General features: G+C 51.0%; 26 protein-coding genes and 1 pseudogene. 14 read left to right on the top strand and 13 right to left on the bottom strand.

Features of this window, described 5'->3' with window-relative positions; all coding sequences use genetic code 11:
- Window positions 1–31: 31 nt before the first annotated feature.
- The 10 genes from AC07RN_RS06645 to pspF all read right to left on the bottom strand — a co-directional run bounded on the left by AC07RN_RS06645 (window position 32) and on the right by pspF (window position 10,187).
- Entirely contained in the window at window positions 32–1,033 is a 1,002-nt protein-coding gene (locus AC07RN_RS06645; protein ID WP_478335932.1) for a CMD domain-containing protein, read from the bottom strand.
- 172 nt (window positions 1,034–1,205) lie between these two features.
- Complete coding sequence (gene fabI, locus AC07RN_RS06640; RefSeq protein ID WP_012017568.1) at window positions 1,206–1,994, bottom strand: enoyl-ACP reductase FabI; 789 nt, start codon at window positions 1,992–1,994, stop codon at window positions 1,206–1,208.
- 229 nt (window positions 1,995–2,223) lie between these two features.
- Window positions 2,224–2,850: a winged helix-turn-helix transcriptional regulator gene (locus AC07RN_RS06635; protein WP_478335931.1), complete on the bottom strand. Its 627-nt coding sequence runs from the start codon at window positions 2,848–2,850 to the stop codon at window positions 2,224–2,226.
- A 91-nt stretch (window positions 2,851–2,941) separates the two neighbouring features.
- Window positions 2,942–3,649: a helix-turn-helix domain-containing protein gene (locus tag AC07RN_RS06630; protein ID WP_478335930.1), complete on the bottom strand. Its 708-nt coding sequence runs from the start codon at window positions 3,647–3,649 to the stop codon at window positions 2,942–2,944.
- 192 nt (window positions 3,650–3,841) lie between these two features.
- Window positions 3,842–4,648, bottom strand: a complete 807-nt coding sequence (gene sapF / locus AC07RN_RS06625; RefSeq protein WP_449554509.1) for a putrescine export ABC transporter ATP-binding protein SapF — start codon at window positions 4,646–4,648, stop codon at window positions 3,842–3,844.
- 1 nt (window position 4,649) lies between these two features.
- Entirely contained in the window at window positions 4,650–5,642 is a 993-nt protein-coding gene (sapD, locus tag AC07RN_RS06620) for a putrescine export ABC transporter ATP-binding protein SapD (RefSeq protein ID WP_478335929.1), read from the bottom strand.
- The gene (gene sapC / locus AC07RN_RS06615) at window positions 5,642–6,532 is read right to left on the bottom strand and encodes a putrescine export ABC transporter permease SapC (protein ID WP_186752904.1); all 891 of its coding nucleotides are present in this window, start codon (window positions 6,530–6,532) and stop codon (window positions 5,642–5,644) included. Before sapC ends, sapD begins: the two co-directional genes overlap by 1 nt.
- Window positions 6,519–7,484 carry a putrescine export ABC transporter permease SapB gene (gene sapB / locus AC07RN_RS06610; protein ID WP_012017562.1) on the bottom strand — a complete coding sequence of 322 codons (966 nt, stop codon included), beginning with the start codon at window positions 7,482–7,484 and terminating at the stop codon, window positions 6,519–6,521. The genes sapC and sapB overlap by 14 nt, the downstream gene beginning before the upstream one ends.
- Window positions 7,481–9,121, bottom strand: a complete 1,641-nt coding sequence (gene sapA / locus AC07RN_RS06605; RefSeq protein WP_012017561.1) for an ABC transporter substrate-binding protein SapA — start codon at window positions 9,119–9,121, stop codon at window positions 7,481–7,483. The genes sapB and sapA overlap by 4 nt, the downstream gene beginning before the upstream one ends.
- Before the next feature lie 88 nt (window positions 9,122–9,209).
- The gene (pspF, locus tag AC07RN_RS06600; protein WP_012017560.1) at window positions 9,210–10,187 is read right to left on the bottom strand and encodes a phage shock protein operon transcriptional activator; all 978 of its coding nucleotides are present in this window, start codon (window positions 10,185–10,187) and stop codon (window positions 9,210–9,212) included.
- A 174-nt stretch (window positions 10,188–10,361) separates the two neighbouring features.
- Here pspF and pspA point away from each other — a divergent pair, with 174 nt between their 5' ends.
- The 10 genes and pseudogenes from pspA (at window position 10,362) to AC07RN_RS06550 (ending at window position 17,068) form a co-directional block, all read left to right on the top strand.
- Window positions 10,362–11,030, top strand: coding sequence for a phage shock protein PspA (gene pspA / locus AC07RN_RS06595; protein WP_012017559.1), 669 nt, complete (start codon window positions 10,362–10,364; stop codon window positions 11,028–11,030).
- A 54-nt stretch (window positions 11,031–11,084) separates the two neighbouring features.
- The gene (gene pspB, locus AC07RN_RS06590) at window positions 11,085–11,309 is read left to right on the top strand and encodes an envelope stress response membrane protein PspB (protein WP_012017558.1); all 225 of its coding nucleotides are present in this window, start codon (window positions 11,085–11,087) and stop codon (window positions 11,307–11,309) included.
- Complete coding sequence (gene pspC / locus AC07RN_RS06585; RefSeq protein WP_012017557.1) at window positions 11,309–11,668, top strand: envelope stress response membrane protein PspC; 360 nt, start codon at window positions 11,309–11,311, stop codon at window positions 11,666–11,668. Before pspB ends, pspC begins: the two co-directional genes overlap by 1 nt.
- Before the next feature lie 14 nt (window positions 11,669–11,682).
- Complete coding sequence (pspD, locus tag AC07RN_RS06580; protein ID WP_449554506.1) at window positions 11,683–11,904, top strand: phage shock protein PspD; 222 nt, start codon at window positions 11,683–11,685, stop codon at window positions 11,902–11,904.
- Between the two features lie 195 nt (window positions 11,905–12,099).
- Complete coding sequence (locus AC07RN_RS06575) at window positions 12,100–13,797, top strand: sugar phosphorylase (protein WP_478335928.1); 1,698 nt, start codon at window positions 12,100–12,102, stop codon at window positions 13,795–13,797.
- A gap of 15 nt (window positions 13,798–13,812) precedes the next feature.
- Window positions 13,813–14,028: pseudogene (locus tag AC07RN_RS06570) on the top strand (sugar ABC transporter substrate-binding protein); the annotation flags it as partial.
- Window positions 14,029–14,082: 54 nt separating this feature from the next.
- On the top strand, window positions 14,083–14,319 hold the full coding sequence (locus AC07RN_RS06565; RefSeq protein ID WP_478336278.1) for a glycosyl hydrolase family 65 domain-containing protein: 237 nt from the start codon (window positions 14,083–14,085) through the stop codon (window positions 14,317–14,319).
- On the top strand, window positions 14,316–14,996 hold the full coding sequence (pgmB, locus tag AC07RN_RS06560; RefSeq protein ID WP_478335927.1) for a beta-phosphoglucomutase: 681 nt from the start codon (window positions 14,316–14,318) through the stop codon (window positions 14,994–14,996). The genes AC07RN_RS06565 and pgmB overlap by 4 nt, the downstream gene beginning before the upstream one ends.
- 9 nt (window positions 14,997–15,005) lie before the next feature.
- Entirely contained in the window at window positions 15,006–16,088 is a 1,083-nt protein-coding gene (locus AC07RN_RS06555; protein WP_478335926.1) for an ABC transporter ATP-binding protein, read from the top strand.
- A 65-nt stretch (window positions 16,089–16,153) separates the two neighbouring features.
- The gene (locus tag AC07RN_RS06550; RefSeq protein ID WP_478335925.1) at window positions 16,154–17,068 is read left to right on the top strand and encodes an OmpG family monomeric porin; all 915 of its coding nucleotides are present in this window, start codon (window positions 16,154–16,156) and stop codon (window positions 17,066–17,068) included.
- A 33-nt stretch (window positions 17,069–17,101) separates the two neighbouring features.
- Here the strand turns inward: AC07RN_RS06550 and AC07RN_RS06545 are convergent, their stop codons facing one another.
- Window positions 17,102–18,112 (bottom strand): LacI family DNA-binding transcriptional regulator, encoded by a 1,011-nt coding sequence (locus AC07RN_RS06545; RefSeq protein ID WP_478335924.1) that lies wholly within the window; start codon window positions 18,110–18,112, stop codon window positions 17,102–17,104.
- Between the two features lie 153 nt (window positions 18,113–18,265).
- Here AC07RN_RS06545 and AC07RN_RS06540 point away from each other — a divergent pair, with 153 nt between their 5' ends.
- From AC07RN_RS06540 to tyrR, 3 genes are all read left to right on the top strand, one after another.
- Window positions 18,266–19,663 (top strand): YcjX family GTP-binding protein, encoded by a 1,398-nt coding sequence (locus AC07RN_RS06540; protein WP_041689416.1) that lies wholly within the window; start codon window positions 18,266–18,268, stop codon window positions 19,661–19,663.
- Complete coding sequence (locus tag AC07RN_RS06535; protein ID WP_478335923.1) at window positions 19,660–20,709, top strand: TIGR01620 family protein; 1,050 nt, start codon at window positions 19,660–19,662, stop codon at window positions 20,707–20,709. Before AC07RN_RS06540 ends, AC07RN_RS06535 begins: the two co-directional genes overlap by 4 nt.
- A gap of 107 nt (window positions 20,710–20,816) precedes the next feature.
- The gene (tyrR, locus tag AC07RN_RS06530) at window positions 20,817–22,361 is read left to right on the top strand and encodes a transcriptional regulator TyrR (RefSeq protein WP_012017542.1); all 1,545 of its coding nucleotides are present in this window, start codon (window positions 20,817–20,819) and stop codon (window positions 22,359–22,361) included.
- A gap of 36 nt (window positions 22,362–22,397) precedes the next feature.
- Here tyrR and tpx read toward each other — a convergent pair whose 3' ends face one another.
- Window positions 22,398–22,904, bottom strand: coding sequence for a thiol peroxidase (tpx, locus tag AC07RN_RS06525; protein ID WP_012017541.1), 507 nt, complete (start codon window positions 22,902–22,904; stop codon window positions 22,398–22,400).
- Window positions 22,905–22,999: 95 nt separating this feature from the next.
- On the opposite strand from tpx, the gene ycjG reads away from it, so the two are divergent.
- Complete coding sequence (ycjG, locus tag AC07RN_RS06520; protein ID WP_478335922.1) at window positions 23,000–23,965, top strand: L-Ala-D/L-Glu epimerase; 966 nt, start codon at window positions 23,000–23,002, stop codon at window positions 23,963–23,965.
- On the opposite strand, the gene mpaA is transcribed toward ycjG, so the two are convergent.
- Window positions 23,956–24,669, bottom strand: a complete 714-nt coding sequence (gene mpaA, locus AC07RN_RS06515; protein WP_449554492.1) for a murein tripeptide amidase MpaA — start codon at window positions 24,667–24,669, stop codon at window positions 23,956–23,958. The two genes, ycjG and mpaA, sit on opposite strands and share 10 nt — an antisense overlap.
- Between the last annotated feature and the right edge of the window lie 162 nt (window positions 24,670–24,831).

The raw sequence follows: 24,831 nt of genomic DNA, 5'->3' as shown, positions 1-24,831 counted from the left end.
ACAGCAAGCGCTCTTTAGGTAATCAGTAAGGTTATTCGCCCGCGCGCAACGCGATTTTCAGGCGGTTAAGCCACCCGCAAAAAGCGGTCCAGGCGAGCAAATTAATGGCATCCGCAGCCGGAATTCCATCATCAATCAGCGGTGTCAGTTGCGCGGCGCTGAAGCGGTCGGGCGAGCGTGTGAGTAAGTCCACAGCACCCGGGAGTGACGGGTGGTTTGCGTAGTGCGCCGGTAAATCCTTAATGCCACTTGTCAAAATCTCACCTAAGCAATCCAGTAATGCGGGCTCGTGGCACAGCACTGGCGCGAGATCGCCGAGACAGACTTCTGATTGCCAGCGAGCAAGCGATTCCAGCTGCTGCGCGCTCGCGTAGCGTAACTCTACGCCAGGGATAATCGATGCCCACTCGTTCATGTTGATATCATCGATTTGAGCATGAGGGGGAATGTGATGGCCCGGCAACCAACGCACGGGATGTCCTAGCAACGCCTGAAACGCGGCAACCACGCGCGCCTGAAAACCGATAAAACCGATGATTTGATTGATCAGAATAACGTCGTAAGTCGTCAGGCCCACTTCATCAAGCTGCAGCTGCGCCCTGGAATTGATCACGTCAGGTGAGCAGGCAAGCTGGCGAGCATATTGGGTAATTTGGGCGAGACGTTGATTGCTTTCACGCGAAGAGTCCGGCCCTGGAAGAGGAGCCAGAAGAGCTGCGTAATGATTACATAAACGCTGGACGCCACACGCCTGGGCAACCGTTAGCGCGGTGCTTAAACGATCATAAGCGCTGAGCGTATGGAGACGGCTCAGATTAACCTGACGAGGGAAAAGCCGATCGCGTAAAGCCAGCGAGGGGGTTAACCAGCTTTCACAGTGCGTCACAATTTCGTTCGGTAACGCTAAATCGAGCAAAAAACGATCGGCGACATTAGCGGCCTCGGGAACCAGTGGGAGAACGTCATCCGGACAATGATTTGTCTGGGTTTCGTGATACCAGTGGCCTTTGCCGGAAAAACGGCGTTGTTCCATGTGCGTTCCTTGATCTCAAATGGCGATCAATATCCTGGCGCATGGCTTACGAGCGGAAAAATATTGTTAGGTGATAACAAATAGCAGAACGGAATAACGAGAGGCAAAACGAAGAATTGACAGGCACAAAACAGGGGGAACTCTCTTCCCCGGAGGGAAGAGAGTAAAAAGCTTATTTAATTTCCAGCTCGTTCATCGCCGCGATGTTGAAACCGCCGTCAACGTGAACCACTTCGCCGGAGATGCCAGCAGAGAGGTCAGAGCACAGGAAAGCCGCAGAGTTACCCACGTCTTCGATGGTGACGGTACGACGAATCGGGGTAACCGCTTCGCAATGCGCCAGCATTTTACGGAAATCTTTGATACCGGAAGCCGCCAGAGTACGGATTGGGCCTGCAGAAATACCGTTAACACGCACGCCTTCTGGGCCCATTGCGTTCGCCATATAGCGCACGTTAGCTTCCAGAGATGCTTTAGCCAGACCCATAACGTTATAGTTAGGGATAGCACGCTCAGCGCCCAGGTAGGACAGAGTCAGCAGAGCAGAGCCTGGATTCAGCATGGTGCGACACGCTTTTGCCATGGCCACGAAGCTGTAAGAGCTGATGTCGTGAGCGATTTTGAAGCCTTCACGGGTTACCGCATTCACATAGTCGCCGTCCAGCTGATCGCCCGGTGCGAAACCGATTGAGTGAACGAAACCGTCGAATTTTGGCCATACTTTTGCCAGTTCAGCGAACATACCGTCAATGCTTTCGTCTTGAGCAACGTCGCATTCCAGAATGATGCTTGAACCCAGCTGCGCGGCGAACTCTTCAACGCGGCCTTTCAGCTTGTCGTTCTGGTAGGTGAACGCCAGTTCAGCGCCTTCGCGGTGCATAGCCTGTGCGATGCCGTAGGCGATGGACAGTTTGCTGGCGACGCCAGTTACCAGAATGCGCTTACCGGAAAGAAAACCCATAGCTTTGATCCTTATAGTCATTGCTTACTTTGGCTTTGTATTCATATAGTTAGAAATCACATAGCCAGAATAAATAGATAGCAGGGCAGAATTATAGCCCACTATGCAGATGAAATGTCACCTGAATTTCAAAAGAGCCCTCAGGTGGCAGCTTTTAAGAGAACGACATAACACGCCAGGATGATACCAGTAGAAAGAATCTGGACTGATCCAACCTCCCGCCACGTGGTCAGTATTTAGCGGGCAGATGCTTAATCTCGCATAACCGCCCGTCCTTAATGACGATATACCCGCCCGTTTTTAATTCAGACAAGATTTTCATTATGCTGCTTCGGGAGAGATGCGTCTTATCGCGGATATAACGTTCAATCGTGACGTGTTCACGAAAGTGAGCGGGTTCGTGACTCAGTTCCCTTAGCTGGTTACGAATCACTTCATACGCGGTGGGCGCACTCATTTGTTTGCTGTAAGAATAAAGTTTATTCGTTACAACAATCATATGTTGGGCCGCTATTTCCCAAAGGCCGTTATCTGAAATGTGCTGCTGCATGTCAGCAACGGTCAGCGTTGAGACTTTGCACGTTTCAGCAGTCATAAGAAAGGCGTCATGTACGCCGAGACCAATGATTCCTGGCGCTGGCAGCGTGACAATGAGTAGACCATCTGAAGAACGGTGTATTTCAATTGAACCTGAATGAATCAAACGGCACACCGGAACATCGTTCTCAATGAGCCCCAGGCGTATCCCTTTTCGATAGGACTTTATGGGCGCAAAGGGCGTCAAAGACTCGACCAATTGTTTGGCCCACGGGAATGGTTGGTTTAATGCAGGGGTTTCCAAAGGTTTTCCATCCATAAATATTAAACCTAAAAAACATGTAATGATAAGAGTAGATAAACAGATAAACATTTACAATGTTTAAAAGTGAGAAAGGAGTTGATTTAAATCATATTTTCTCAGGGAGGTAATTGATTTTAATGAGCTTACCATTCTCTAGCTCAATGTGTCCGCCAACGCGAAGTGAAGCAAGTATAGACATAATTCCGCTACGGGAAAGTAAACACCTGTTTTGAATGTAATTGTAGGTTGATTCAGCATGACGGATTTTTGACGATTCATTAATCAGCTCAATTAAAAGCGAGCGAACTGTTTCATACATTCCTGATTGTGACAGTCTTGTACAGTGTATGAACAAGCGTGCTGAGATGAAGATCAGTAATTGGGTCAAAGGTTCCCAGAGTGACTCTTTTTCAACAATTTGAAGGGCATTTTCAAGTGACAATCTATGAAGTACGGCGTCTGGCGAGGGTCGGATACACAGGCGCGGATGCAGTTTGCTGTTTAATGTAAATCCAAAGACGAAAGGGGCTGACTCTGTGTTAAGGGTCATACCATCATCTCTGCGATTGATGATCACATGACCCTCCTCAAGCAAATAGCACAGCTTAGTATTGGTTCTGACAAAGTCGAGCGTGGGGAGTTTGTCCGCAGGCACAACCTGAGCATGGGGAGACAGAGTCTTGATTAAACGTAAAATATGGTCCTGAGGTTTATCCAAAGAAGACGATAATAGAGCGGGATTGAGTTGAGTCGAATTCATTTTATGTTCGCAATTAATAAGGTTAGGCAACTTATTAATTATCTCTAAAAACATTCATGTAGCACCATTATTATGAATCCGAAAATACACTGCGGATCTGTTGAATGAGACAATCGTGCTATTGCGTAGACGAAAAATAAAAAAGGAAGTCAATGAGGGGAGTGTTAAATTCTATTTGCCTGTCATTTTGTCATCTCTATGATAACAATCGGAGATGACAAAAAGGGCGGTTTTATCCGCCTTTTATTATTTATCTTTCCGCCATGCATCAGCCGTTAAGGCTTCGCCAAAATGACCGGCAATCAGTCGTTTCGTCAGATCGTGAAGCGGGGAAGCCAACACATCAGCGGTACTTCCGCGCTCGACCACTTCACCGTGGTGCATCACCAGAACTTGGTCGCTGATATGTTTCATCATTCCCAGGTGCTGTGTCACATAGATATAAGAAATACCCTGTTTCTCCTGCAACTCCAGCATCAGGTTGATCAGCTGCGAACGCATCGACATATCCAGCGAGGCCAGCGCTTCATCGGCGATAATCACCTTCGGGCGCAGGATAAGCGCACGTGCAAGCCCCAGACGCTGTTTCTGCCCCGGTGCCAGCATGTGTGGATAATAGCTGACGTGATCGGGCAGCAAACCCACCATCCGCAGCGTTTCAATGATGCGCTTGCGGCGTTCCTCGGGTTCCAGATCGGTATTCAGCCGCAGGGGGAAATCGAGGATTTGCGAAATGCGCTGTCGCGGATTCAATGATGTTGACGGATCCTGGAAAATCATACGAATGCGCTGACTGCGAAACGAATAGTCACCAAACGACAAAAAGTGATCGTCGATCAGCACATCGCCTGCGCTCGGTTCAACCATGCCAGCGAGCATTTTCGCCAGCGTCGATTTACCGGAACCGTTCTCGCCGATAATGGCCAGCGTTTGCTTTTCGCGCAGGGTAAAGCTGAGCGGTTTTACCGCCTCGACGGTTTGTTTATGAAACAGGCCAGTGCGATAGCGAAAGGTCTTACTGAGATTGCGCACTTCAAGCAATGTTTCGACCATTTCACTCTCTCTCCATGTTCAGCGGGAAATGACAGGCAAAAAGATGCGTTTTAGCACCCGTTAATCGAGGCGTTTCAATGCATTTGCGCTGTGCGTAAGGGCAGCGGGGGCCCAGTCGACAGCCAATCGGCAGCGATTCCAGCAACGGAATCGCGCCCGGTAACGTATTCAGACGGCTTTTATGCGGCATCGCGCTGCCAAAATCAGGAATCGCGCGGATCAGCGCCTGGGTATACGGATGATGCGGGGCATACACCAGATCTTCACTGACGGCGGTTTCTACCGTTTGTCCGCAGTACATCACGTCAATTTTATCCGCCCATTTGCTCAGCATTTGCAGATCGTGGCTGATCAGCAAAATGGTGGTGTTGTTGTTCTGATTAAGGCGCGTCAGCAGGCGGAAAATCTGCGCCTGGGTAGTTGGCTCCATGGCGTTTGTCGGCTCATCAGCAATCAGCATGCGTGGCTGATTGGCCAGCGCAATGGCGATCATTACCTTCTGGCATTCACCGTCGGTCAATTCATACGGGAAACTGCGCATCGCGTCTTTGTGATCTTTAATCCCGACGCGGTGTAATAGCTCAATGGCGCGGCGTTTACGCCAGCCGACGCGCTGCCACCAGCGGCCTTTATAGGTCCATCCTGGGATATTCTGCATCAACTGTTTGCCGACACGTTCCGAAGGATCGAGACAGGATTGTGGCTCCTGGAAGATCATCGACACGTTGTGACCCACCAGCCTGCGGCGCTCGCGCGGTGACAGCCGTAACAAATCGATATCGTCAAACCGCATGCGGTCTGCCGTCACGCGCCAGTTATCTTTCGCGACGCCACAAATGGCTTTGGCGATAAGACTTTTACCCGAGCCAGATTCACCCACCAGCCCGCGGATTTCGCCTTCAGCCAGCGTAATGCTCACGCGGTCTACGGCTTTCACCCAGCCTTCGGAAGTTTTGAATTCGATAGTGAGATTGCGGATATCCAGTAACGGCATTATTGCACCCCCGCATTGATTGCGCGGCGAATACCATCGCCCAGCAGGTTAATCAGCAGCACGCTCACCATAATTGCAGCACCTGGCAGCATCACCGTCCACGGCGCAACATAAATTAATTCCAGCGCGTCGCCGAGCATCGCGCCCCATTCCGGGGAGGGGAGTTGCGCGCCAAGATCGAGAAAACCGAGCGCGGCGATATCCAGAATTGCCATCGAAAGCGCACGCGTAATTTCCGTCACCAGCCCAGAGGCAATGTTCGGCATCACCGCAAACCACAAAATGTTCATGGTCGTTGCGCCGTCGAGGCGAGCCGCGACCACATACTCTTTCTCCAGCTCGTCATGTACCAGGCTATAAACCGAGCGCACCATGCGCGGGAGCAGTGCCAGCCAGACGGCAAACATAGCGTGAGTAAGATGCGGCCCGGCAAAGGCGACCACAATAATGGCCAGCAGCAGCGACGGGATCGACAGCAGCGTATCCAGAATATGATTCAGTACCGCCGAGCGCAGGCCGTGCGTCGCCCCGGCAAAAATCCCGAGCGCCAGACCAAATACGGTGGCGGCAAACGTCACAACAAACGCGCCGCCAACCGTCGGGGCTGCACCGCTCAACAGGCGGCTCAACACATCGCGGCCTAAATCGTCGGTCCCGAGGAAGAAGGAAACTTCGCCATAGCGCGACCATGAAGGGGGCAGCAGTTGATAGCCAAGGAACTGCTGATCGAGCCCATAAGGGGCAAACCACGCGCCAAATATGCACAGCAACGCCAGACCACCGCAGCCGTAAAGGCCGATCATCGCCGTGGTGTCGCCATAGAATTTGCGCCACACGGTGCGCACCACACCGGGAGCGCGTTTTTCCCTGTATACGCTATCGTAAGGCATACCATTCCTTATGTTTCAGCGGGTTAGCCATAGCGCCCAGAATATCGGAAATAACATTGACGATGATCACCAGCGAACCGATCACCATCACCCCCGCCGAAATAGCCGCGTAGTCTTGCTGGCGGATCGCGTTAATCATCCAACGCCCAAGTCCTGGCCAGCTAAAGACCATCTCAGTAATCATCGCCAGCGTCAGCATGGTAGAAAATTGCAGTCCCAGTTTTGGAATGACCGGCGGGAGTGCGTTGTGTAAAACGTGACGACGCAAAATGGTGAGTCGTGATAAACCGCGCGTGGCGGCCGCTTTAACATAGTTCTGATCAAAGACCTCAATCGTGCTGGTACGCATCAGGCGGATGACTTCCGTCGTGGGCGCAACGGCCAGCGTCAACACCGGCAATACCATGTGTCGCAGCGTGCTAATGATCATTTCATGACGCCAGATGGAATCCGAAAGCCAGGCATCAATAATCGCGAAGCCCGTGACGGTTTTCACGTTATAAAGCAGATCAAAACGCCCCGACACCGGCAGCCAGCCGAGCGTGAGCGAGAAGAACAACGTGAGCAGTAGCGCCAGCCAAAATACGGGAATCGAAAAGCCGAGTAGGGCGATCGCGCTGATCAATTTGTCCTGCCATTTATTGCGCGTGATCCCCGCCAGCATGCCGACCGGGATCCCCACCATCAGAGCAAAACCAAACGCCAGAATGCACAACTCCATCGTTGCCGGGAAAACTTCTTTGAGCTGTTGAGAAATCAACTGACCGTTAATGCTGGAAACGCCAAAGTCCCAGTGCAACACGCCGTTAAACCAGAACAGCCAGCCATCCCACAGCGACGAACCCTGCAGCGGCGCATGCGGCGTAAAATAGCTCAGGCTAAAGCCGACAAACGTCAGAAGGAACAGCGTAATCGCCAGGAGCAACAAACGACGTAAGGTAAAAATAATCATGGTTTTTTCACCTCATCCTTTTTCTCACGCGATACGCCCGCAAACGAGGCGTTGCCGAAGGGGCTGAGCACCAGGCCTTTAATGTCATAGCGATAGGCTTGCAGGCGCAGCGAAGAAGCTAAGGGCAGAACCGGTAACTCTTTGGCCAGGATATTCTGCGCTTCATCGTAAGCTTCAATGCGCGATGCCAGTTGCTGAGAGGACAACGCTTTTTGCAGAACCGCGTCAAACTCCCGGTTACACCAGTGCGCAAAGTTAGTTTGTGACCGAATGGCTGCGCAGCTTAAAAGCGGGCGGAAGAAACTGTCGGGATCGTTACTGTCCGTAGACCAGCCGGAAAGCGTCAGATCATGATTCATGTCCATTAATCGCGCTTCCTGGAAACGTCCTTCGACGGGAACGATCACCACTTTAACGCCCACCTGCGCCATATCCGCCTGAATCAGCTCTGCGGTTTTTAAGGGACTCGGGTTCCACGCCTGTGAACTCGTCGGGACCCAAAGCTGCAGCGTGAGATTATCGGCACCCAGTGCTTTGAGCTGTTCGCGCGCTTTTGCGGGATCGTACTCAGTCACTTTTGCGTCGCTATCATAGGCCCAGGATGCGCGTGGCAAAATAGACGCCGCGGTCTCGGCTGTGCCGTAATAGATCGACTGCATCAGACGTTGATTATTAATAGCGAGTGCCAGGGCGTGACGAACCGCGGGATTATTCATCGGCGGTTTATCGGTATTAAACGCCAGATAGGCGATGTTCATGCCTGGGCGCAAGGTCAAACGCAGGCGCGGATCGTCGCGCAGGCTGGTCAACTGGCTGGCGGCCGGCCAGGCGAGGACATCGCACTCCCCGGTAAGCAGTTTAGACAATCGGCCCGTACCACCAGACCCCAGATCAACCACTACTTGCGGCATCAACGGCGTGCCGCGCCAGAAATGTTCATGGCGTTGCAGGCGAATGTACTGACCCGCGCGATATTCTGCCAACTGGAAGGGACCTGTCCCGACCGGCTGGCGGTCGAGTAATTCCTGATGATCCTGCTTCGTCAATTGCGCTGCATATTCAGCCGACATCACAGACGCGTAGTGCGTCGCCAGATGCCACAAAAAAGAGGCGTCGGGGCGCGTGAGGTTAAATTCAACCGTGTGATTATCCAGTTTGCGCACGCTTTTAACCGTGTCGGCAAACTGCAGACTATCAAAGTAAGGGAAGCTTCCACCGTTAACGTTATGCCACGGATGATTGCGATTAAAAATGCGCTGGAAGGTAAACACCACATCATCAGCGTTCAATTTACGCGTGGGTTTAAACCAGGGCGTCGATTGAAAAGCGACGTCATTGCGCAGATGGAAACGGTAAGTCGCGCCGTTATCCAGCACCTCCCAACTCTCGGCCAGTTCTGAAACCAGACGATACGTATAGGGATCGACATCAAGCAGACGATCGTAAAGCTGTGCGGCCAGGGTGTCGACGATCAGGCCACTACCGGCCTTTTGCGGGTTGAACGTGTCGACTTGCCCACTCACACAATAGACAAAACCACTGTCGCGAATATCAGGAGGCGTAGTCGGTTCAGGCGCAGCAAAGACCAGGCGGCTAAACAGACCAAGTGCAATCAGGGACGATGAAACCAGACGCATAATTTTTAAGGTTTTTAGATTCGATCTGCAAAGTGTATCGCACTTACCCCAGCTACGTAAAAATGTCTGCGGGTAAGTGCTGATAATGTCAGCGCATTTGATGCTTTTTGAGCAATGCCCTTAATTGATGGTAGGTCAGGCCCAGCAGTTCAGCTGCGTGTTTCTGGTTATATTTTGCTGTTTTCAGGCTGTGTTCCAGCAGTTGCTGTTCCTGAACATGCTGGAATTTCCGCAAGTCGAGCGGCAAAGCAGGCGCATCCGTATTAAGCGAGGGTTTAGGTTTGGCGGGAACGTTGCGGTGGAAGGGATCGATGATGATAGTGTCCAGCTCAGTTTCGCTGCTGGCATGGCGGTAAACAGAGCGCTCAACCACGTTCTTCAGTTCACGAATATTCCCGGGCCAGGCGTAACTGAGCAGTGTTTCGCGTGCGTAGTCGCTAAATCCGGCGAAAAGCGGCAGGCCCAATTCACGACACATCTGAATCGCAAACTGCTCTGCCAGAAGCATGATATCGCCACTTCGCTCGCGCAGCGGTGGCAACTGGACAACATCAAAGGCCAGCCTGTCCAGCAGATCAGCGCGAAATTTTTCCTCCGCCACCATTTCCGGCAGATTGGCGTTTGTCGCACAGACCAGGCGGACATTCACCTGCAGTGGCTGACTACCGCCCACGCGTTCCAGTTCACCGTACTCAATCACTCGCAGTAGTTTTTCCTGAACCAGCATCGGCGCGGTGGCCAGCTCATCGAGGAACAGCGTCCCGCCATCCGCACGCTCGAAACGCCCAGGATGACGCTTTTGCGCACCCGTAAACGCGCCCGCTTCATGGCCGAACAGTTCGGAATCCAGCAAATTCTCGTTGAGCGCTGCGCAGTTGAGCGAAATAAACGGGCCGTCCCAACGCCCAGACAGGAAGTGCAGGCGGTTGGCGATCAGCTCTTTACCGGTCCCGCGCTCACCAATAATCAATACCGGCTTATTGAGCGGTGCGAGCCGCGACACCTGTTCCAGCATCTCCAGAAAACTGTTGGCCTCACCCAGCAAATTGTCTTTGTATTCAGTCATGATGAAATTAACCACTCATTAGCGATATTCACCAAGTGAGAGTAGGTTCTCGTTGCGGCAAAATCAACCACAATCATACAAATCAATAAGATATAAAGTTGGCATGGTATTTGTATTATCAGTTCAGCAGGGCATCGCCCGATAACAGACACATGAAATGTGAGGATTCGAATTATGGGTATTTTTTCTCGTTTTGCCGACATCGTGAACGCCAACATCAACTCGCTGCTTGAAAAAGCAGAAGACCCGCAAAAGCTGGTGCGTTTGATGATTCAGGAAATGGAAGACACGCTGGTTGAAGTGCGCTCTACCTCAGCCCGTGCGCTGGCCGAAAAGAAACAGCTGTCACGCCGTATTGAACAGGCCACCACGCAGCAAAGCGAATGGCAAGAGAAGGCCGAGCTGGCACTGCGTAAAGAGAAAGACGATCTGGCGCGTTCGGCCCTGATCGAAAAGCAAAAGCTCACCGATATCGTTGCTACGCTCGAGCAAGAAATCACGCTGGTGGATGAAACGTTGACCCGCATGAAGAAAGAGATCGCGGAGCTGGAGAATAAACTCAGCGAAACGCGCGCTCGCCAGCAGGCGCTCACGCTGCGTCATCAGGCGGCTAACTCGTCTCGTGATGTTCGTCGTCAGCTTGATAGCGGTAAAATTGATGAAGCGATGGCGCGTTTTGAATCCTTCGAACGCCGTATCGATCACATGGAAGCGGAAGCCGAAAGCCATAGCTTTGGCAAACAGAAAACGCTGGATCAGGAATTTGCAGAACTGAAAGCGGATGACGCTATTGGTGAGCAACTGGCCGCGCTCAAAGCAAAAATGAAGCAAGACAACCAATAATAATTGAAGCGGCACCCTGGCGTGCCGCAACGCATCGTAAGACAAGGAGTACATATGAGTGCGCTATTTCTGGCTATTCCCCTGACCATTTTCGTGCTTTTCGTCCTGCCGATCTGGTTATGGCTGCATTACAGCAACCGTTCAGCTCGGGGCGATCTGTCACAAAGTGAACAGCAACGCCTGATGCAGCTCACCGACGAGGCGAAAAAAATGCGCGAGCGTATCCAGACACTGGAAGACATTCTCGACGCAGAGCATCCGAACTGGAGGAATGGTTAATGGCCGGACTTAATCTGAACAAAAAATTATGGCGTATTCCCCAGCAGGGGATGGTTCGCGGCGTCTGCGCAGGTCTGGCTCATTATCTGGATGTTCCGGTAAAGCTGGTGCGCGTCGTAACGGTGCTGTCGATTTTCTTTGGGTTGGCCTTCTTTACTTTGGTGGCTTACATCATTTTGTCCTTTGTTCTGGATCCTATCCCAGACGGTGCGCTTTATTCAGATGAAGCGCCTACAAGCAGCGATCTGCTGGACACCGTGGATGCTGAACTGGCCGCCGGAGAGAAACGTCTGCGCGAAATGGAACGTTATGTCACCTCGGACACCTTTACGCTCAGAAGTCGTTTTCGTCAGCTCTAACTGAGATAAATAACATGAAATCAAACTGGCAACAGGCCGGTCAGAAAATGAAACCCGGCCTGAAATTCGCAGGCAAATTTGTTTTACTGACAGCATTACGTTATGGCCCGGCAGGCGTAGCGGGCTGGGCGGTGAAAACGATCGCCCGTAAACCCGTCAGAATGCTGTTGGCCGTTGCGCTGGAGCCATTGTTGAAGAAAGTGGCAAACCGTTTCTCACGCCGCTATTTATCCTGACCTCACATTTAATTGCTGCTTTCTTTTGCGAGAGAGCAGCAATTCCGTTATGTACGACACAACACGAGTTTCATCCTTTCTTTGCAACAGCTCACATTATTGACTGACGCTCTATTTTTCCTCTCTTTTAACCCCTCCGATTGCATTGACATAAAAAATCCATAAGCGTAAATTGCCTCTCGTGGGACCGCTACCATGGAAAATTCAATGGACGATAAAATAGAGCAACTTATTAGACTCATCTACGGAGAGTCATTTTCTTTAGGACACTATGAAATCCTTTCTGAAAATATTAAGAACGCAAAAAACCTTATTACTGGTACCCGTAAATCGAAGTGGGATGAGCAGGATGTGGTATTAATAACGTATGCCGATCAGTTTCAAAAAAATGACCAAAATGCATTACCAATATTGACGCGGTTCTATAATCGTTGGCTGTCACCTTACTTTTCGCATGTCCATCTATTACCGTTTTACCCATGGTCTTCTGACGACGGTTTTTCTGTTATGGATTATCACCGAGTTGCGGCGAAAACAGGTGAGTGGGGAGATGTAGCAGAACTAAAAAAATCAACTCATCTCATGTTTGATTTTGTCTGTAATCATATGTCGGCAAAAAGTCAGTGGTTTGAAAACTATTTGAATCAAAATCCGGGATTTGAAGACTTTTTTATTGCAGTTGATCCCGATACTGATTTATCCGCCGTCACGCGCCCCAGAGTCTTGCCGCTTTTAACGCCGTTTACGCTGGCGGATGGTTCAATCCGCCATTTATGGACGACGTTCAGTGAAGATCAGATTGATTTGAACTTTGCCAGTCCGCAGGTCCTCATCGCCATGGTTGATGTCCTGCTGCACTATCTCATTGAAGGGGCGGATTACATCCGGCTTGATGCGGTGGGCTTTATGTGGAAAGTGCCGGGCACAACCTGTCTGCATCTGGAAAATACACACCGGCTGATCCAATTATTCCGCGCTATCACTGAAGCGGTCGCGCCGGGTACGGTGATCATCACGGAAACGAATGTCCCGCACAAAGACAACATTTCCTATTTTGGTGGTGGGTCAAATGAAGCGCAAATGGTGTATCAGTTTTCATTGCCGCCACTCGTGCTCCACAGCATTCACAGTGAAAATGTGCACGCGCTTTGTCAGTGGGCGCAAACGCTTGAGTTGCCTTCAACCGAGACGACCTGGTTTAACTTTCTCGCTTCCCACGACGGTATAGGGTTAAACCCATTACGCGGTATTTTACCGGAAGAAGACATTCTGACGCTGGTCGAAAAACTGCAAAATGAAGGTGCGAGAGTCAACTGGAAAAATAATCCTGATGGCACACGTAGCCCATATGAAATTAACGTCACGTATTTGGATGCGTTAACGCCTCAAAACTGTCACGATAATGAACGTATCGCCAGGTTTGTGCTGGCCCATGCGCTGTTATTAAGTTTTCCCGGCGTACCGGCTATTTATATTCAAAGTATTTTGGGCTCGCGCAATGATTATGATGGCGTTGAACGGTTGGGTTACAATCGCGCGATAAATCGTCGTAAATTTCAGGCTGGAGAAATTGATGCAGAGTTGGAAGATGCATCTCAATTACGCACTAAAATTTATAATGTGTTGACCAGGATGATTGCTATTCGACGTCAACAGTGCGTATTCCATCCAGACAGTAAAGCTAATTTCTCAATACCAAATGAACATGTGCTTAAAATAACGCGAATCTCTGCGGGTGGTGAGAAATTAACAGCCTTTTTTAATTTTCAGAATAGAGTGCAAACTCTTTATGACGATATACCTTATGGAGTGGAACTCTTAACAGGTTCCAATATAACCAATAGTCTACTGACACTCAATCCATGGCAGGTGATGTGGATTAAACATTGTTAAAGGAATAATAAAAACATGAAGATTCCCAATATTGTGCTGATGTCGGCGCTGGTTTCGTGCGGTCTATTATCCGGCTGTCGGGATGATAATAACACCGTTGTGACCATCGAATTTATGCACTCTTCTGTAGAGCAGGAGAGACAAGCCGTTATTTCTCAATTAATAGAACGATTCGAGAAAGAGAACCCTTTAATCCGAATCAAACAGGTTCCTGTTGAAGAGGATGCGTATATCTGGTCAGGCGTTATTCAGGGATTCGCTGGGGTAACGATCGTTGATGGTGAATTGCATCTTTCACCTCGCTTGCCAGGCCAATGGCAACGGCTGCAATTCCCCCTTAAATGGCGGACTGCCCATCTGAATATCATTGTTGAAAATCAAACTCTGGTGGTTAACACAACCGAACCCGTCACGCTGACGGTGTGGGGCAAAACGCTGACGATTATAGATAGCCATACGTTCACAGTGGATGACTTTTATTTAGTTGCTCGTGGGACCGCTACCACTTGCGGGGAGGTATGATGCTCAAGGCCATCATTTTTGATTTGGATGGGGTAATAACCGATACGGCTCACCTGCACTTCCTTGCATGGCGGGAAGTGGCGGCAAGAATAGGTATCACGATTGATGAAAGCTTTAACGCTGGACTAAAGGGAATCAGCCGTGTGGATTCGCTAAAGCGAATTTTGCGTCACGGCGGGCTGGAAAATACCTTTAGCCACGAGGAGTGCTATCGACTGACGCTGGCCAAAAATGAGCTCTATGTGCAGTCTCTACGCGGGCTAAACAGCGGTTCTCTTTTGCCGGGAATTGCACGAATTCTTGCCGATATACGGGCCGCCAATGTGCGCATTGGGCTGGCCTCCGTATCGCTCAATGCCCCGATGATTCTTGCTTCGCTTGGCATTACTCATGCTTTTGATTTTTGCGCGGATGCTTCACTCATTCAGCACTCAAAACCCCATCCAGAGATCTTTCTCTCGGCTTGTCGGGGTTTAGGTATCACTCCGGCACAGGCAATGGGTATTGAAGACGCACAGGCGGGAATTGAGGCCATCAATGCCGCTGGAATGCTCTCTGTCGGCATCGGAGACGATCTCACCGATGCCGGTTTAAAACTCTCTTCAACGGATGAATTGACCTGGCAGCGTTTGTCCGATTTCTGGGACGCGAAACGTGGCCCACATGTGTGCTTATAAGGGGACCAAATGGCTCAGCTATCTCTAAAACATATCCACAAAATCTATGATAACCAGGTTCATGTGGTGAAGGATTTTTGCCTCGAAATTGCTGACAAAGAATTTATCGTTTTTGTCGGGCCATCAGGCTGCGGTAAATCCACAACGCTACGCATGATTGCCGGTCTCGAAGAGATTAGCGCAGGCGAACTGACGATCGGGGATGTGGTGATGAATGATGTTCCCGCCAAGGCGCGTGACATCGCCATGGTTTTTCAGAACTACGCGCTGTACCCGCACATGACGGTTTACGACAACATGGCGTTTGGTCTCAAAATGCAAAAGATCGCGCCGAAAGTGATTGAGGAGCGCGTCAGCTGGGCCGCGCAAATACTGGGACTACGTGACTATCTGAAGCGCAAGCCGGGCGCGCTTTCTGGTGGTCAGCGCCAGCGTGTGGCACTGGGTCGTGCCATCGTGCGGGAAGCGGGCGTGTTTCTGATGGATGAGCCGCTGTCAAACCTTGACGCGAAGCTACGCGTGCAGATGCGGGCAGAAATTAGCAAGCTTCATCAGAAACTGAATACCACCATGATTTACGTGACGCACGATCAGACCGAAGCCATGACGATGGCAACACGTATCGTGATAATGAAGGACGGGATTATTCAGCAGGTGGGGGCACCAAAGGAGGTGTATAACGAACCGGCCAATATGTTTGTTGCCGGGTTTATTGGTTCGCCAGCCATGAACTTTATTCGTGGTGCAATAGATGGCGACTATTTCGTCACCGAAACGTTGCGCCTCGAAATACCCAAAGAAAAACTCGCGACGCTTAATACGATGGGCTATCAGCGTAAAGCTGTCGTGTTAGGTATTCGGCCTGAAAATATAATAACCGCGCAAGAGTGCGCTACCGTTATACCCGCGAAAGTGAGCGTGGCCGAGCTCACGGGCGCGGAGTTTATGCTTTATGCCAATGTCGGAGGTCACGAGTTAGTACTTCGCGCAGGCACAATACAGGATTATCGTTCTGGGGATAATTTGGCAATTCAGTTTGAAATGGATAAAAGTCATTTCTTCGATGCTGATACGGAAATTGCCATAAGATAAAAATAGTCAGTGACTGGAAAGTATTTCCAGATGTTGTTGTTCTTATTTTATAAAGGAATATATTGATGAGTACTCTACTGAGAAGTGCTGCGCTTTTATTATGCGCAGGAATGACGAACGCCCAGGCATCAGAGGCCGTTAAAAAATGGGATTTTAATATTGGCGCGATGTATGAAATCGAAAATGTCGAAGGACAGGGTGATGATAAAGATGGTTTATATGAGCCTTCCGTTTGGTTTAATGCCACCTACGATGCCTGGACGGTCTCACTTGCTATGTATCAGGAAGGACCCGTTGATTACAGTAGCATGACCCGAGGGACCTATTTTGATCGTCCGGAATTCGAGTTACGCTATCGCTTTATTGGCAGTGACGACTTTACGCTTGGGTTGACAGGGGGATTCCGCAATTATGGTTATCATTTTAAAGATGAGCATGGTGCAAAAGACGGTAGTGCAAATATGCAACGCTACAAAATCCAACCTGACTGGGATCTCAAACTGAGTGATAACTGGCGCTTTAACGGTTGGTTCGCAATGTATCAGTTTGCAAACGATCTCGAAAAGACAGGCTATTCCGATAGTCGTGTTGAGACTGAAACAGGATTTACCTGGACGATTAATAAAACGTTTTCTTTTAAAACAAATTACTATTTAGAACGCGGCTTCAATATTGACGGTGGTCGTAATAATGGGGAATTCTCCACACAGGAAATTCGTGCTTATCTGCCTATTGCGATGGGGCAAACCACATTGACGCCCTATACCCGCATTGGGTTGGATCGCTGGTCAAATTGGGACTGGCAGGACGATCCTGAACGTGAAGGACATGACTTTAATCGTTTGGGCATGCTGTATGCGTATGATTTCGCCAACGGCCTCTCAATGACGCTGGAATATGCCTACGAATGGCAAAACCATGATGAAGGTAAAAACGACCGATTCCACTATGCTGGCGTCGGTGTGAATTACGCATTTTAGGTGAGCATTGCCAGGGGCAATATGCCCCTGGATTCAGGCTAAAGAGGCAGTCTGGGTGAAATGGGTTTCTACGATCACGCGCTGCGGTGCGGGTTTACCCGCGATCCGTTTAAATAATACATCGCAGCTTTCTTCACCAAGCTTTCGCGTCGGAATATCAAAACCACTTGGGGCGGGTGTCAAAATCAGTGACAGCATGGGATCGGTGTATCCGGCAACAACAAGTTGTTCAGGTATCATCAGATTTAACTCATCCGCAGCGCGATACAGCGCCAGTAATTTCATACTGTCTGTAGCAAATACAGCGCGAGGAGGATGTGCAGCGGAAAGTAATTTACAGGCGGCATCCAGCGCACTTTCATGCGTATAACCACCGTCTACAACCCAATCAGAATTGAACGCAATATGATTATTCTTAAGGCAGATTTTATAACCCGCTAGTCGATCAATTGAGACGAGATATTCAAGCGGAGCATGCAGGCAAGCGATATCACGATAGCCTTGTTTAATAAATTTTTCGGTTAACATCATGCTGTCATGGAAGTTATCCGTATCTACTGAAAAAATATTCGTAAAGTCACCTTCAACTTTGCCAATAACCACAACCGGAATTCCATGCGCATCAAGTCTTGGGAAAAAGGCTTCATTGGCGGGTGAACTCAGCATAATAATGCCTTTCACCATTTTCTGTTTAATTTTACTTTCACATTTCTGTAAATCATCTTCACTGTTTTTGGAAGTCTGTAAAATAACATCAAAGCCTTCTTGTTCTGCTTTAGCGGTTATCGCGTGAAGAACATCTGAGAAGAATGGATTACCGGCTGTTGTTTTTGTCGAACGGGTGGAAATAACCATGATCGCATCGAAACCCGATGTCGTGAGGGCGCGGGCGAGTTTGTTGGGTTGATAATTTAATTCATCGATCGCTTTTAGCACTTTCTCTTGTGCTTCAGGAGAGATATTCGTTTGTTTGTTAAGAACACGGGACACGGTTGATTTTGAAACGCCGGCAACACGTGCAATATCATAAATTGTGGGTGACATACACCTGACAACTCCATCGTAGCGGGAATTTTATTATATTACGGCAGAAAAAAGGGGAATGACAGCCAGATTGAATTGAAAATCAACGATCTGCCCCAATTTATTGTATTCTGAAGTCAATATCGACAGTCTTCGGGGCAAAACAGGATGGCGATGAAGAGATTTAAAAATGAATTGAATTCACTGGTTAACAGAGGCGTTGATCGCCATTTGCGCCTGGCGGTCACGGGCTTGAGTCGCAGCGGCAAAACCGCATTTATTACGGCGATGGTTAATCAGTTACTCAATCTGCATACCGGAGCTCGTCTGCCCTTGCTGAGTGCTGCGCGCGAGGAACGTTTACTCGGCGTAAAACGCGTACCGCAGCGCGATTTTGGCATCCCGCGTTTCACCTATGATGAAGGGCTGGCGCAGCTTTATGGCACGCCGCCTTCATGGCCGACCCCCACGCGTGGTGTGAGCGAAATTCGTCTGGCACTGCGGTTCCGCTCGAATGATTCTTTGCTCCGCCATTTCAAGGACACCTCGACGCTCTATCTTGAAATCGTCGATTATCCCGGCGAATGGCTGCTTGATTTACCGATGTTGGCGCAGGATTACCTGAGCTGGTCTCGCCAGATGACGGGGTTGTTACAAGGCCAACGTGCGGAGTGGTCTCTAAAATGGCAGGAACTGTGCGCCGGGCTGGATCCATTGGCGCCTGCAGATGAGAATCGGCTGGCCGCGATCGCGCAAGCCTGGACCGACTATCTTCACCAGTGCAAAAAAGAGGGGCTGCATTTCATTCAGCCGGGGCGTTTTGTTCTGCCGGGTGAAATGGCCGGGGCGCCTGCACTGCAATTTTTCCCATGGCCTGATGTTGATGCCTGGGGGGAATCAAAGCTGGCCATGGCCGATAAAAACACCAACGTCGGCATGCTTCGCGAGCGTTTCAACTATTACTGCGAAAAAGTGGTGAAGGGGTTCTACAAAAATCACTTCCTCAAATTTGATCGCCAGATTGTGCTAGTGGATTGCCTGCAACCGCTTAACAGCGGGCCGCACGCCTTTAACGATATGCGCCTGGCACTCACGCAGTTGATGCAAAGCTTCCACTACGGGCAGCGCACGTTATTTCGCCGACTGTTTTCGCCGGTCATCGATAAACTGCTGTTCGCTGCCACCAAGGCCGATCATGTGACCGTCGATCAACATGCCAATATGGTTGCGCTGCTGCAACAGCTGGTTCAGGACGCCTGGCAAAATGCGGCGTTTGAAGGAATCAGCATGGATTGTCTCGGTCTGGCGTCCGTACAGGCCACGCAGAGTGGGCTGATTGACGTCAATGGCGAAAAAATCCCGGCGCTGCGCGGCAACCGTCTGAGCGACGGTGAACCGTTAACGGTTTATCCCGGTGAAGTCCCTGCGCGTCTTCCGGGACAAGCCTTCTGGCAAAACCAGGGTTTTCAGTTTGAAGCGTTCCGCCCACAAATAATGAATGTTGACCAGCCGTTGCCGCACATTCGCCTGGATGCGGCGCTGGAGTTTTTGATTGGAGATAAATTGCGATGACGGAACCCTTAAAGCCCCGTATTGATTTTCCCGGCACGCTGGAGCAGGAGCGGGCCGAAGCCTTTAAAGCGGCTCAGGCGTTTAGCGGGCCGCAAGCCGAAAACTTTGCGCCAGCCGTGGCGGAAGAGCTGCTCTCTGATGAGGGACCCGCAGAGGCTGTCGTGGAAGCAGCGCTACGCCCAAAACGTAGCTTATGGCGAAAAATGGTCACGGCAGGGCTGACGTTATTCGGCATCAGCGTTGTCGGTCAGGGCGTTCAGTGGACCATGAATGCGTGGCAAACGCATGACTGGGTGGCTTTGGGCGGTTGTGCCGCCGGGGCGCTTATCATCGGTGCGGGTGTTGGTTCGGTCGCGACAGAATGGCGTCGCCTGTGGCGTTTACGTCAGCGCGCGCATGAGCGTGATGAGGCACGTGATTTATTACACAGCCATGCGACCGGAAAAGGGCGCGCCTTTTGTGAAAAACTGGCGAGCCAGGCGGGCATTGATCAGTCGCATCCCGCTCTTCAGCGTTGGTATGCCGCAATTCATGAAACGCAGAGCGATCGCGAAATCGTCTCGCTCTACGCCTCTATCGTCCAGCCGGTTCTTGATTCCCAGGCTCGCCGGGAGATCAGCCGGTCTGCGGCGGAATCCACGTTGATGATCGCCGTCAGCCCTCTGGCGCTGGTGGATATGGCTTTTATCGCGTGGCGAAATCTGCGACTCATTAACCGCATTGCGACGCTTTACGGTATTGAACTCGGATATTACAGCCGCTTGCGCCTGTTCCGTCTGGTGCTGCTGAACATGGCCTTTGCCGGTGCTAGTGAACTGGTACGAGAAGTTGGGATGGACTCGATGTCCCAGGATCTGGCTGCGCGGTTATCCACTCGAGCGGCTCAAGGGATTGGTGCGGGGCTGCTGACTGCGCGATTAGGGATTAAGGCGATGGAGTTGTGTCGTCCGTTACCCTGGCTAAATGATGACAAACCGAGGCTTGGGGATTTCCGCCGTGAACTGATCGGGCAGTTGAAAGAGACATTGAGCAAAAAGCCGCAGTAAAAAGACTAAAAAAACACCTCGCTGTCAATATTTGTTGACAGCGAGCTTCCAGCCAGACGATATCTGACTTATTATTTAAAGCTACTGGCTTAGAGAGTGAATTTCCCATGCGTCTGGAAGTGTTCTGTCAGGACCGTATCGGTCTGACCCGCGAGTTACTCGATCTCCTTGTTTTGCGTGACATTGATTTACGCGGCATCGATATCGATCCCATTGGACGAATTTATCTCAATTTTGCCGAAATCGAATTCAATACCTTTAGCAGCCTGATGGCAGAAATCCGCCGTATTGCTGGCGTTACGGATGTGCGTACCGTGCCGTGGATGCCATCTGAGCGTGAGCATTTGGCGCTGAGCGCACTGCTCGAAGCGATGCCCGAGCCCTTTTTATCATTGGATTTGAAAGGCAAAGTTGAGCGTACCAACCTGGCGAGCTGTCAGCTTTTTGGCCAGAGCCAGGAAAAGCTCAGCAACCATCTTGCTTCGCAGCTGATTACGGGATTCAATTTTCAGCGTTGGCTCGACAGCAATCCGCAGAGCACGCTAAGTGAACACGTCGTTATCAACGGCCAAAATTTCCTGATGGAAATCACGCCGGTTCATTTGCAGGGCGAGAACGACACTGCGGTACTCACCGGTGCGGTGATCATGCTGCGATCCACCATTCGTATGGGCCGACAGTTGCAGAATCTTTCCAATCAGGATGTGGGTGCATTTAGCCAGATGATTGCGGTGAGTCCAAAGATGCGACACGTGGTCGATCAGGCGCGCAAGCTGGCGAATCTCACCGCGCCGCTTCTCATTACTGGCGAGACAGGAACCGGCAAGGATCTGCTGGCCCATGCCGTTCACACGGCCAGCCCGCGAGCGGCGAAACCCTATCTGGCGTTAAACTGTGCATCCATTCCCGAAGACGCGGTCGAAAGCGAACTTTTCGGTCATGCCCCTGAGGGGAAAAAAGGCTTTTTCGAGCAGGCCACCGGCGGTTCCGTTCTGCTGGATGAAATTGGCGAAATGTCACCACGTATGCAAGCCAAACTGCTGCGCTTCCTGAATGACGGGACGTTCCGCCGCGTGGGGGAAGATCATGAGGTGCATGTTGATGTCCGTGTGATTTGCGCCACGCAGAAGAATCTTGTTGAATTGGTTCAGAAAGGGGTGTTCCGCGAAGATCTCTATTATCGCCTGAACGTGCTGACGCTGAATATTCCGCCGCTACGCGATTGTCCACAAGACATTATGCCGCTCACCGAACTGTTCGTGGCGCGTTTTGCCGACGAGCAGGGGGTGCCGCGTCCGAAGCTCTCCGCCGATTTGGGTACAATGCTGACGCGCTATAACTGGCCGGGTAATATCAGGCAGCTGAAGAATGCGGTCTATCGGGCACTGACCCAGCTTGAAGGGTATGAATTACGCCCTCAGGATGTCCTGCTGCCAGATTATGATGCCGGAACCCTGGCGGTTGGCGAAGAAGCGATGGAAGGATCGTTGGATGATATTACCAGCCGTTTTGAACGCTCGGTGCTGACCCAGCTTTATCGTAACTATCCCAGCACGCGTAAACTGGCGAAGCGATTAGGTGTGTCGCATACGGCCATCGCCAATAAGCTGCGTGAATACGGTTTGAATCAAAAGAAAACAGACGAGTCATAAAAGTAAAAAGCCTCCAGATGGAGGCTTTTTTTTCGCTTACGCTTTTAAGACTTCCAGCGCGGCGGTGTAATCCGGTTCGTTGGTGATCTCGTTAACCAGTTCACTGAAAACAACGGTGTCGTTTTCGTCGATGACCAGTACCGCACGCGCGGTCAGGCCTTTCAGAGCGCCTTCTGCGATCCCTACGCCGTAGTTTTCGACAAAATCCTGGCTGCGCAGGGTAGAAAGGGTGATGACGTTGCTCAAACCTTCTGCACCGCAGAAACGGGACTGGGCGAACGGCAGGTCAGCGGAAATGCACAGCACCACGGTGTTGTCCATTTCAGTCGCCAACTGGTTAAATTTGCGCACGGAAGCTGCACAAACGCCGGTATCAATGCTTGGGAAAATATTCAGAACTTTGCGTTTGCCAGCAAACTGGCCCAACGTTACATCAGACAGGTCTTTCGCTACGAGGGTAAAAGCCTGCGCTTTGCTGCCAGCCTGTGGAATAGAGCCTGCAACAGTAACTGGGTTGCCCTGAAAATGAACGAGTTGTGACATAGATATCTTCCTGTTTACAAATAGTTAACGTCGTAGGTAGTGTATGACATCAGCAGATAACACGGCAAACCAAATTTGCCTTACAGGAGCGAGTGATGAGAAACGTCAAGGTCTATGAAGAAGCATGGCCATTGCATACCCCGTTTGTGATCTCTCGTGGCAGTCGCAGTGAAGCGAGCGTCGTGGTTGTCGAAATTGAAGAAGATGGCATAAAGGGCGTGGGGGAATGCACGCCGTATCCGCGCTACGGCGAGAGTCTCGCATCCGTTATGGCGCAAATTCTGACTATCCTGCCTGACCTTGAAAAAGGCGTGACGCGTGATGCTTTGCAACGACTTTTGCCTGCAGGCGCAGCACGTAATGCCGTGGATTGCGCACTCTGGTCGCTGGAAGCGCAGAAAAATCATCAGACGATTTCCGGCGCAGCGGGTGTGGTTTTACCGCAAACAATCGTCACGGCCCAAACCGTCGTGATCGGCGAGCCCCAACAGATGGCCGCCAGTGCGAAAGCATTGTATGAGGCTGGAGCGCGTTTGCTGAAGGTGAAAATAGACGATCATTTAATCAGTGAACGCATGGTGGCGATTCGTGGCGCGGTCCCTGATGCAACGCTGATTGTTGATGCCAATGAATCCTGGAAAAGTGAAGGCCTGGCCGCTCGCTGCCAGCTGCTCGCGGATCTGGGGGTGGCTATGCTCGAGCAGCCATTACCGGCGCAGGATGATGCGACGCTGGCGAACTTTATCCATCCGTTGCCCATTTGCGCGGATGAGAGTTGTCATACACGCGAAAATCTGGCGAGCCTGAAAGGGCGCTATGAAATGGTTAACATCAAGCTTGATAAGACGGGGGGCTTAACCGAAGCGCTCGCGCTGGCGGAGCAGGCGCGTGCAGAGGGGTTTGCACTCATGCTGGGCTGTATGCTTTGCACCTCACGCGCCATAAAGGCTGCGCTTCCCCTGGCGGAGCAGGTCAGTTTTGCGGATCTTGATGGGCCTACCTGGCTGGCCGTAGATGTCTCGCCGGCGCTGAATTTCACTACCGGCACGCTTCATCTCTGAGATTGCCAGCGCAGAAGACCCGTCATGGCGTCGAGGTATTTCTCGCTCGCTTCGTCAGAGGAGACGGGCGGGAATTCCGCAGTGATGCAGTGGAGGCCGAGATCGGCGCACCAGCTACCAAATGACCCTGGCGTTTCGTAGCCCACGCTTGTCACCACCGGTAGCGAAAACGCCTCGCCTAACCATTCGCCTAACTCCGTATGACGGGGATCTTCGATGCAAGCCAACGGATCGTGAAACGTAACAACCCATGCGGGATGAAGGTGATGGATTAGCTGGCACAACGCTTGAGTTTCCGGTTCTGAGCCGGGCTTTTCGCCGGTCAGTAGCACCACGTCTCGTTCTTCAGCGGCACTGTTCCAGCGGTATACCGTTTCGCCTGCGCGCCAGTTGGCCGCCGGGAAATTACGGTTGAGATCGACGCCGCGCGCGTTGGCGCGCAATCCCAATTGACAGCCATCCGGGTTGACCGTCAGCACCACATGATGACGACGTCGCTCAGGGGCCAGCGTTCGCAGCGCGCAGGAGAGTGTCACAATCGATGAATTTTCATCCCCGTGCGTACCCGCGATAATCAGTCCACTGTGGCGATCGGCCTGTGGCGCGGGGAACCAGATCAGCGGGGCGCCCAAAAAAGAGCGGCCATAGTGTTCGGTTCCACGTGGAAATACGCCACGTTCCGTTCTTGGGCGGTTGGGTGACATACGAAATCCTGATAAAGGGCTAATGACTGCCAGTGTTGTGTAAAACTCGCTGTTAATCAAATAGTTTCAGCGTGAGGAGAAAATAGCCAGATATCACCTTTCCGCGGTAAGAAGTTTGCATTTCTCTGTTTTGAAACAAATAATTACGCATCTGCTCGTTAC

The sequence above is a fragment of the Lelliottia sp. GFLA7 genome, assembly GCF_056490165.1.
The sequence above is the reverse complement of the archived record's forward strand: the minus strand, read 5'-3'. Positions and strand labels throughout refer to the sequence as shown.

Coding starts and splice junctions, on each gene's coding strand:
- AC07RN_RS06555 (WP_478335926.1), top strand. CDS start 15,006: ATGGCTCAGCTATCTCTAAAACATATCCACAAAATCTATGATAACCAG.
- AC07RN_RS06545 (WP_478335924.1), bottom strand. CDS start 18,112: ATGTCACCCACAATTTATGATATTGCACGTGTTGCCGGCGTTTCAAAA.
- pspD (WP_449554506.1), top strand. CDS start 11,683: ATGAAATCAAACTGGCAACAGGCCGGTCAGAAAATGAAACCCGGCCTG.
- AC07RN_RS06635 (WP_478335931.1), bottom strand. CDS start 2,850: ATGGATGGAAAACCTTTGGAAACCCCTGCATTAAACCAACCATTCCCG.
- tyrR (WP_012017542.1), top strand. CDS start 20,817: ATGCGTCTGGAAGTGTTCTGTCAGGACCGTATCGGTCTGACCCGCGAG.
- AC07RN_RS06550 (WP_478335925.1), top strand. CDS start 16,154: ATGAGTACTCTACTGAGAAGTGCTGCGCTTTTATTATGCGCAGGAATG.
- AC07RN_RS06630 (WP_478335930.1), bottom strand. CDS start 3,649: ATGTTTTTAGAGATAATTAATAAGTTGCCTAACCTTATTAATTGCGAA.
- mpaA (WP_449554492.1), bottom strand. CDS start 24,669: ATGTCACCCAACCGCCCAAGAACGGAACGTGGCGTATTTCCACGTGGA.
- sapF (WP_449554509.1), bottom strand. CDS start 4,648: ATGGTCGAAACATTGCTTGAAGTGCGCAATCTCAGTAAGACCTTTCGC.
- AC07RN_RS06540 (WP_041689416.1), top strand. CDS start 18,266: ATGAAGAGATTTAAAAATGAATTGAATTCACTGGTTAACAGAGGCGTT.
- sapA (WP_012017561.1), bottom strand. CDS start 9,121: ATGCGTCTGGTTTCATCGTCCCTGATTGCACTTGGTCTGTTTAGCCGC.
- AC07RN_RS06575 (WP_478335928.1), top strand. CDS start 12,100: ATGGAAAATTCAATGGACGATAAAATAGAGCAACTTATTAGACTCATC.
- pspF (WP_012017560.1), bottom strand. CDS start 10,187: ATGACTGAATACAAAGACAATTTGCTGGGTGAGGCCAACAGTTTTCTG.
- pspC (WP_012017557.1), top strand. CDS start 11,309: ATGGCCGGACTTAATCTGAACAAAAAATTATGGCGTATTCCCCAGCAG.
- pspB (WP_012017558.1), top strand. CDS start 11,085: ATGAGTGCGCTATTTCTGGCTATTCCCCTGACCATTTTCGTGCTTTTC.
- ycjG (WP_478335922.1), top strand. CDS start 23,000: ATGAGAAACGTCAAGGTCTATGAAGAAGCATGGCCATTGCATACCCCG.
- pspA (WP_012017559.1), top strand. CDS start 10,362: ATGGGTATTTTTTCTCGTTTTGCCGACATCGTGAACGCCAACATCAAC.
- sapC (WP_186752904.1), bottom strand. CDS start 6,532: ATGCCTTACGATAGCGTATACAGGGAAAAACGCGCTCCCGGTGTGGTG.
- pgmB (WP_478335927.1), top strand. CDS start 14,316: ATGATGCTCAAGGCCATCATTTTTGATTTGGATGGGGTAATAACCGAT.
- tpx (WP_012017541.1), bottom strand. CDS start 22,904: ATGTCACAACTCGTTCATTTTCAGGGCAACCCAGTTACTGTTGCAGGC.
- sapB (WP_012017562.1), bottom strand. CDS start 7,484: ATGATTATTTTTACCTTACGTCGTTTGTTGCTCCTGGCGATTACGCTG.
- AC07RN_RS06535 (WP_478335923.1), top strand. CDS start 19,660: ATGACGGAACCCTTAAAGCCCCGTATTGATTTTCCCGGCACGCTGGAG.
- AC07RN_RS06645 (WP_478335932.1), bottom strand. CDS start 1,033: ATGGAACAACGCCGTTTTTCCGGCAAAGGCCACTGGTATCACGAAACC.
- fabI (WP_012017568.1), bottom strand. CDS start 1,994: ATGGGTTTTCTTTCCGGTAAGCGCATTCTGGTAACTGGCGTCGCCAGC.
- sapD (WP_478335929.1), bottom strand. CDS start 5,642: ATGCCGTTACTGGATATCCGCAATCTCACTATCGAATTCAAAACTTCC.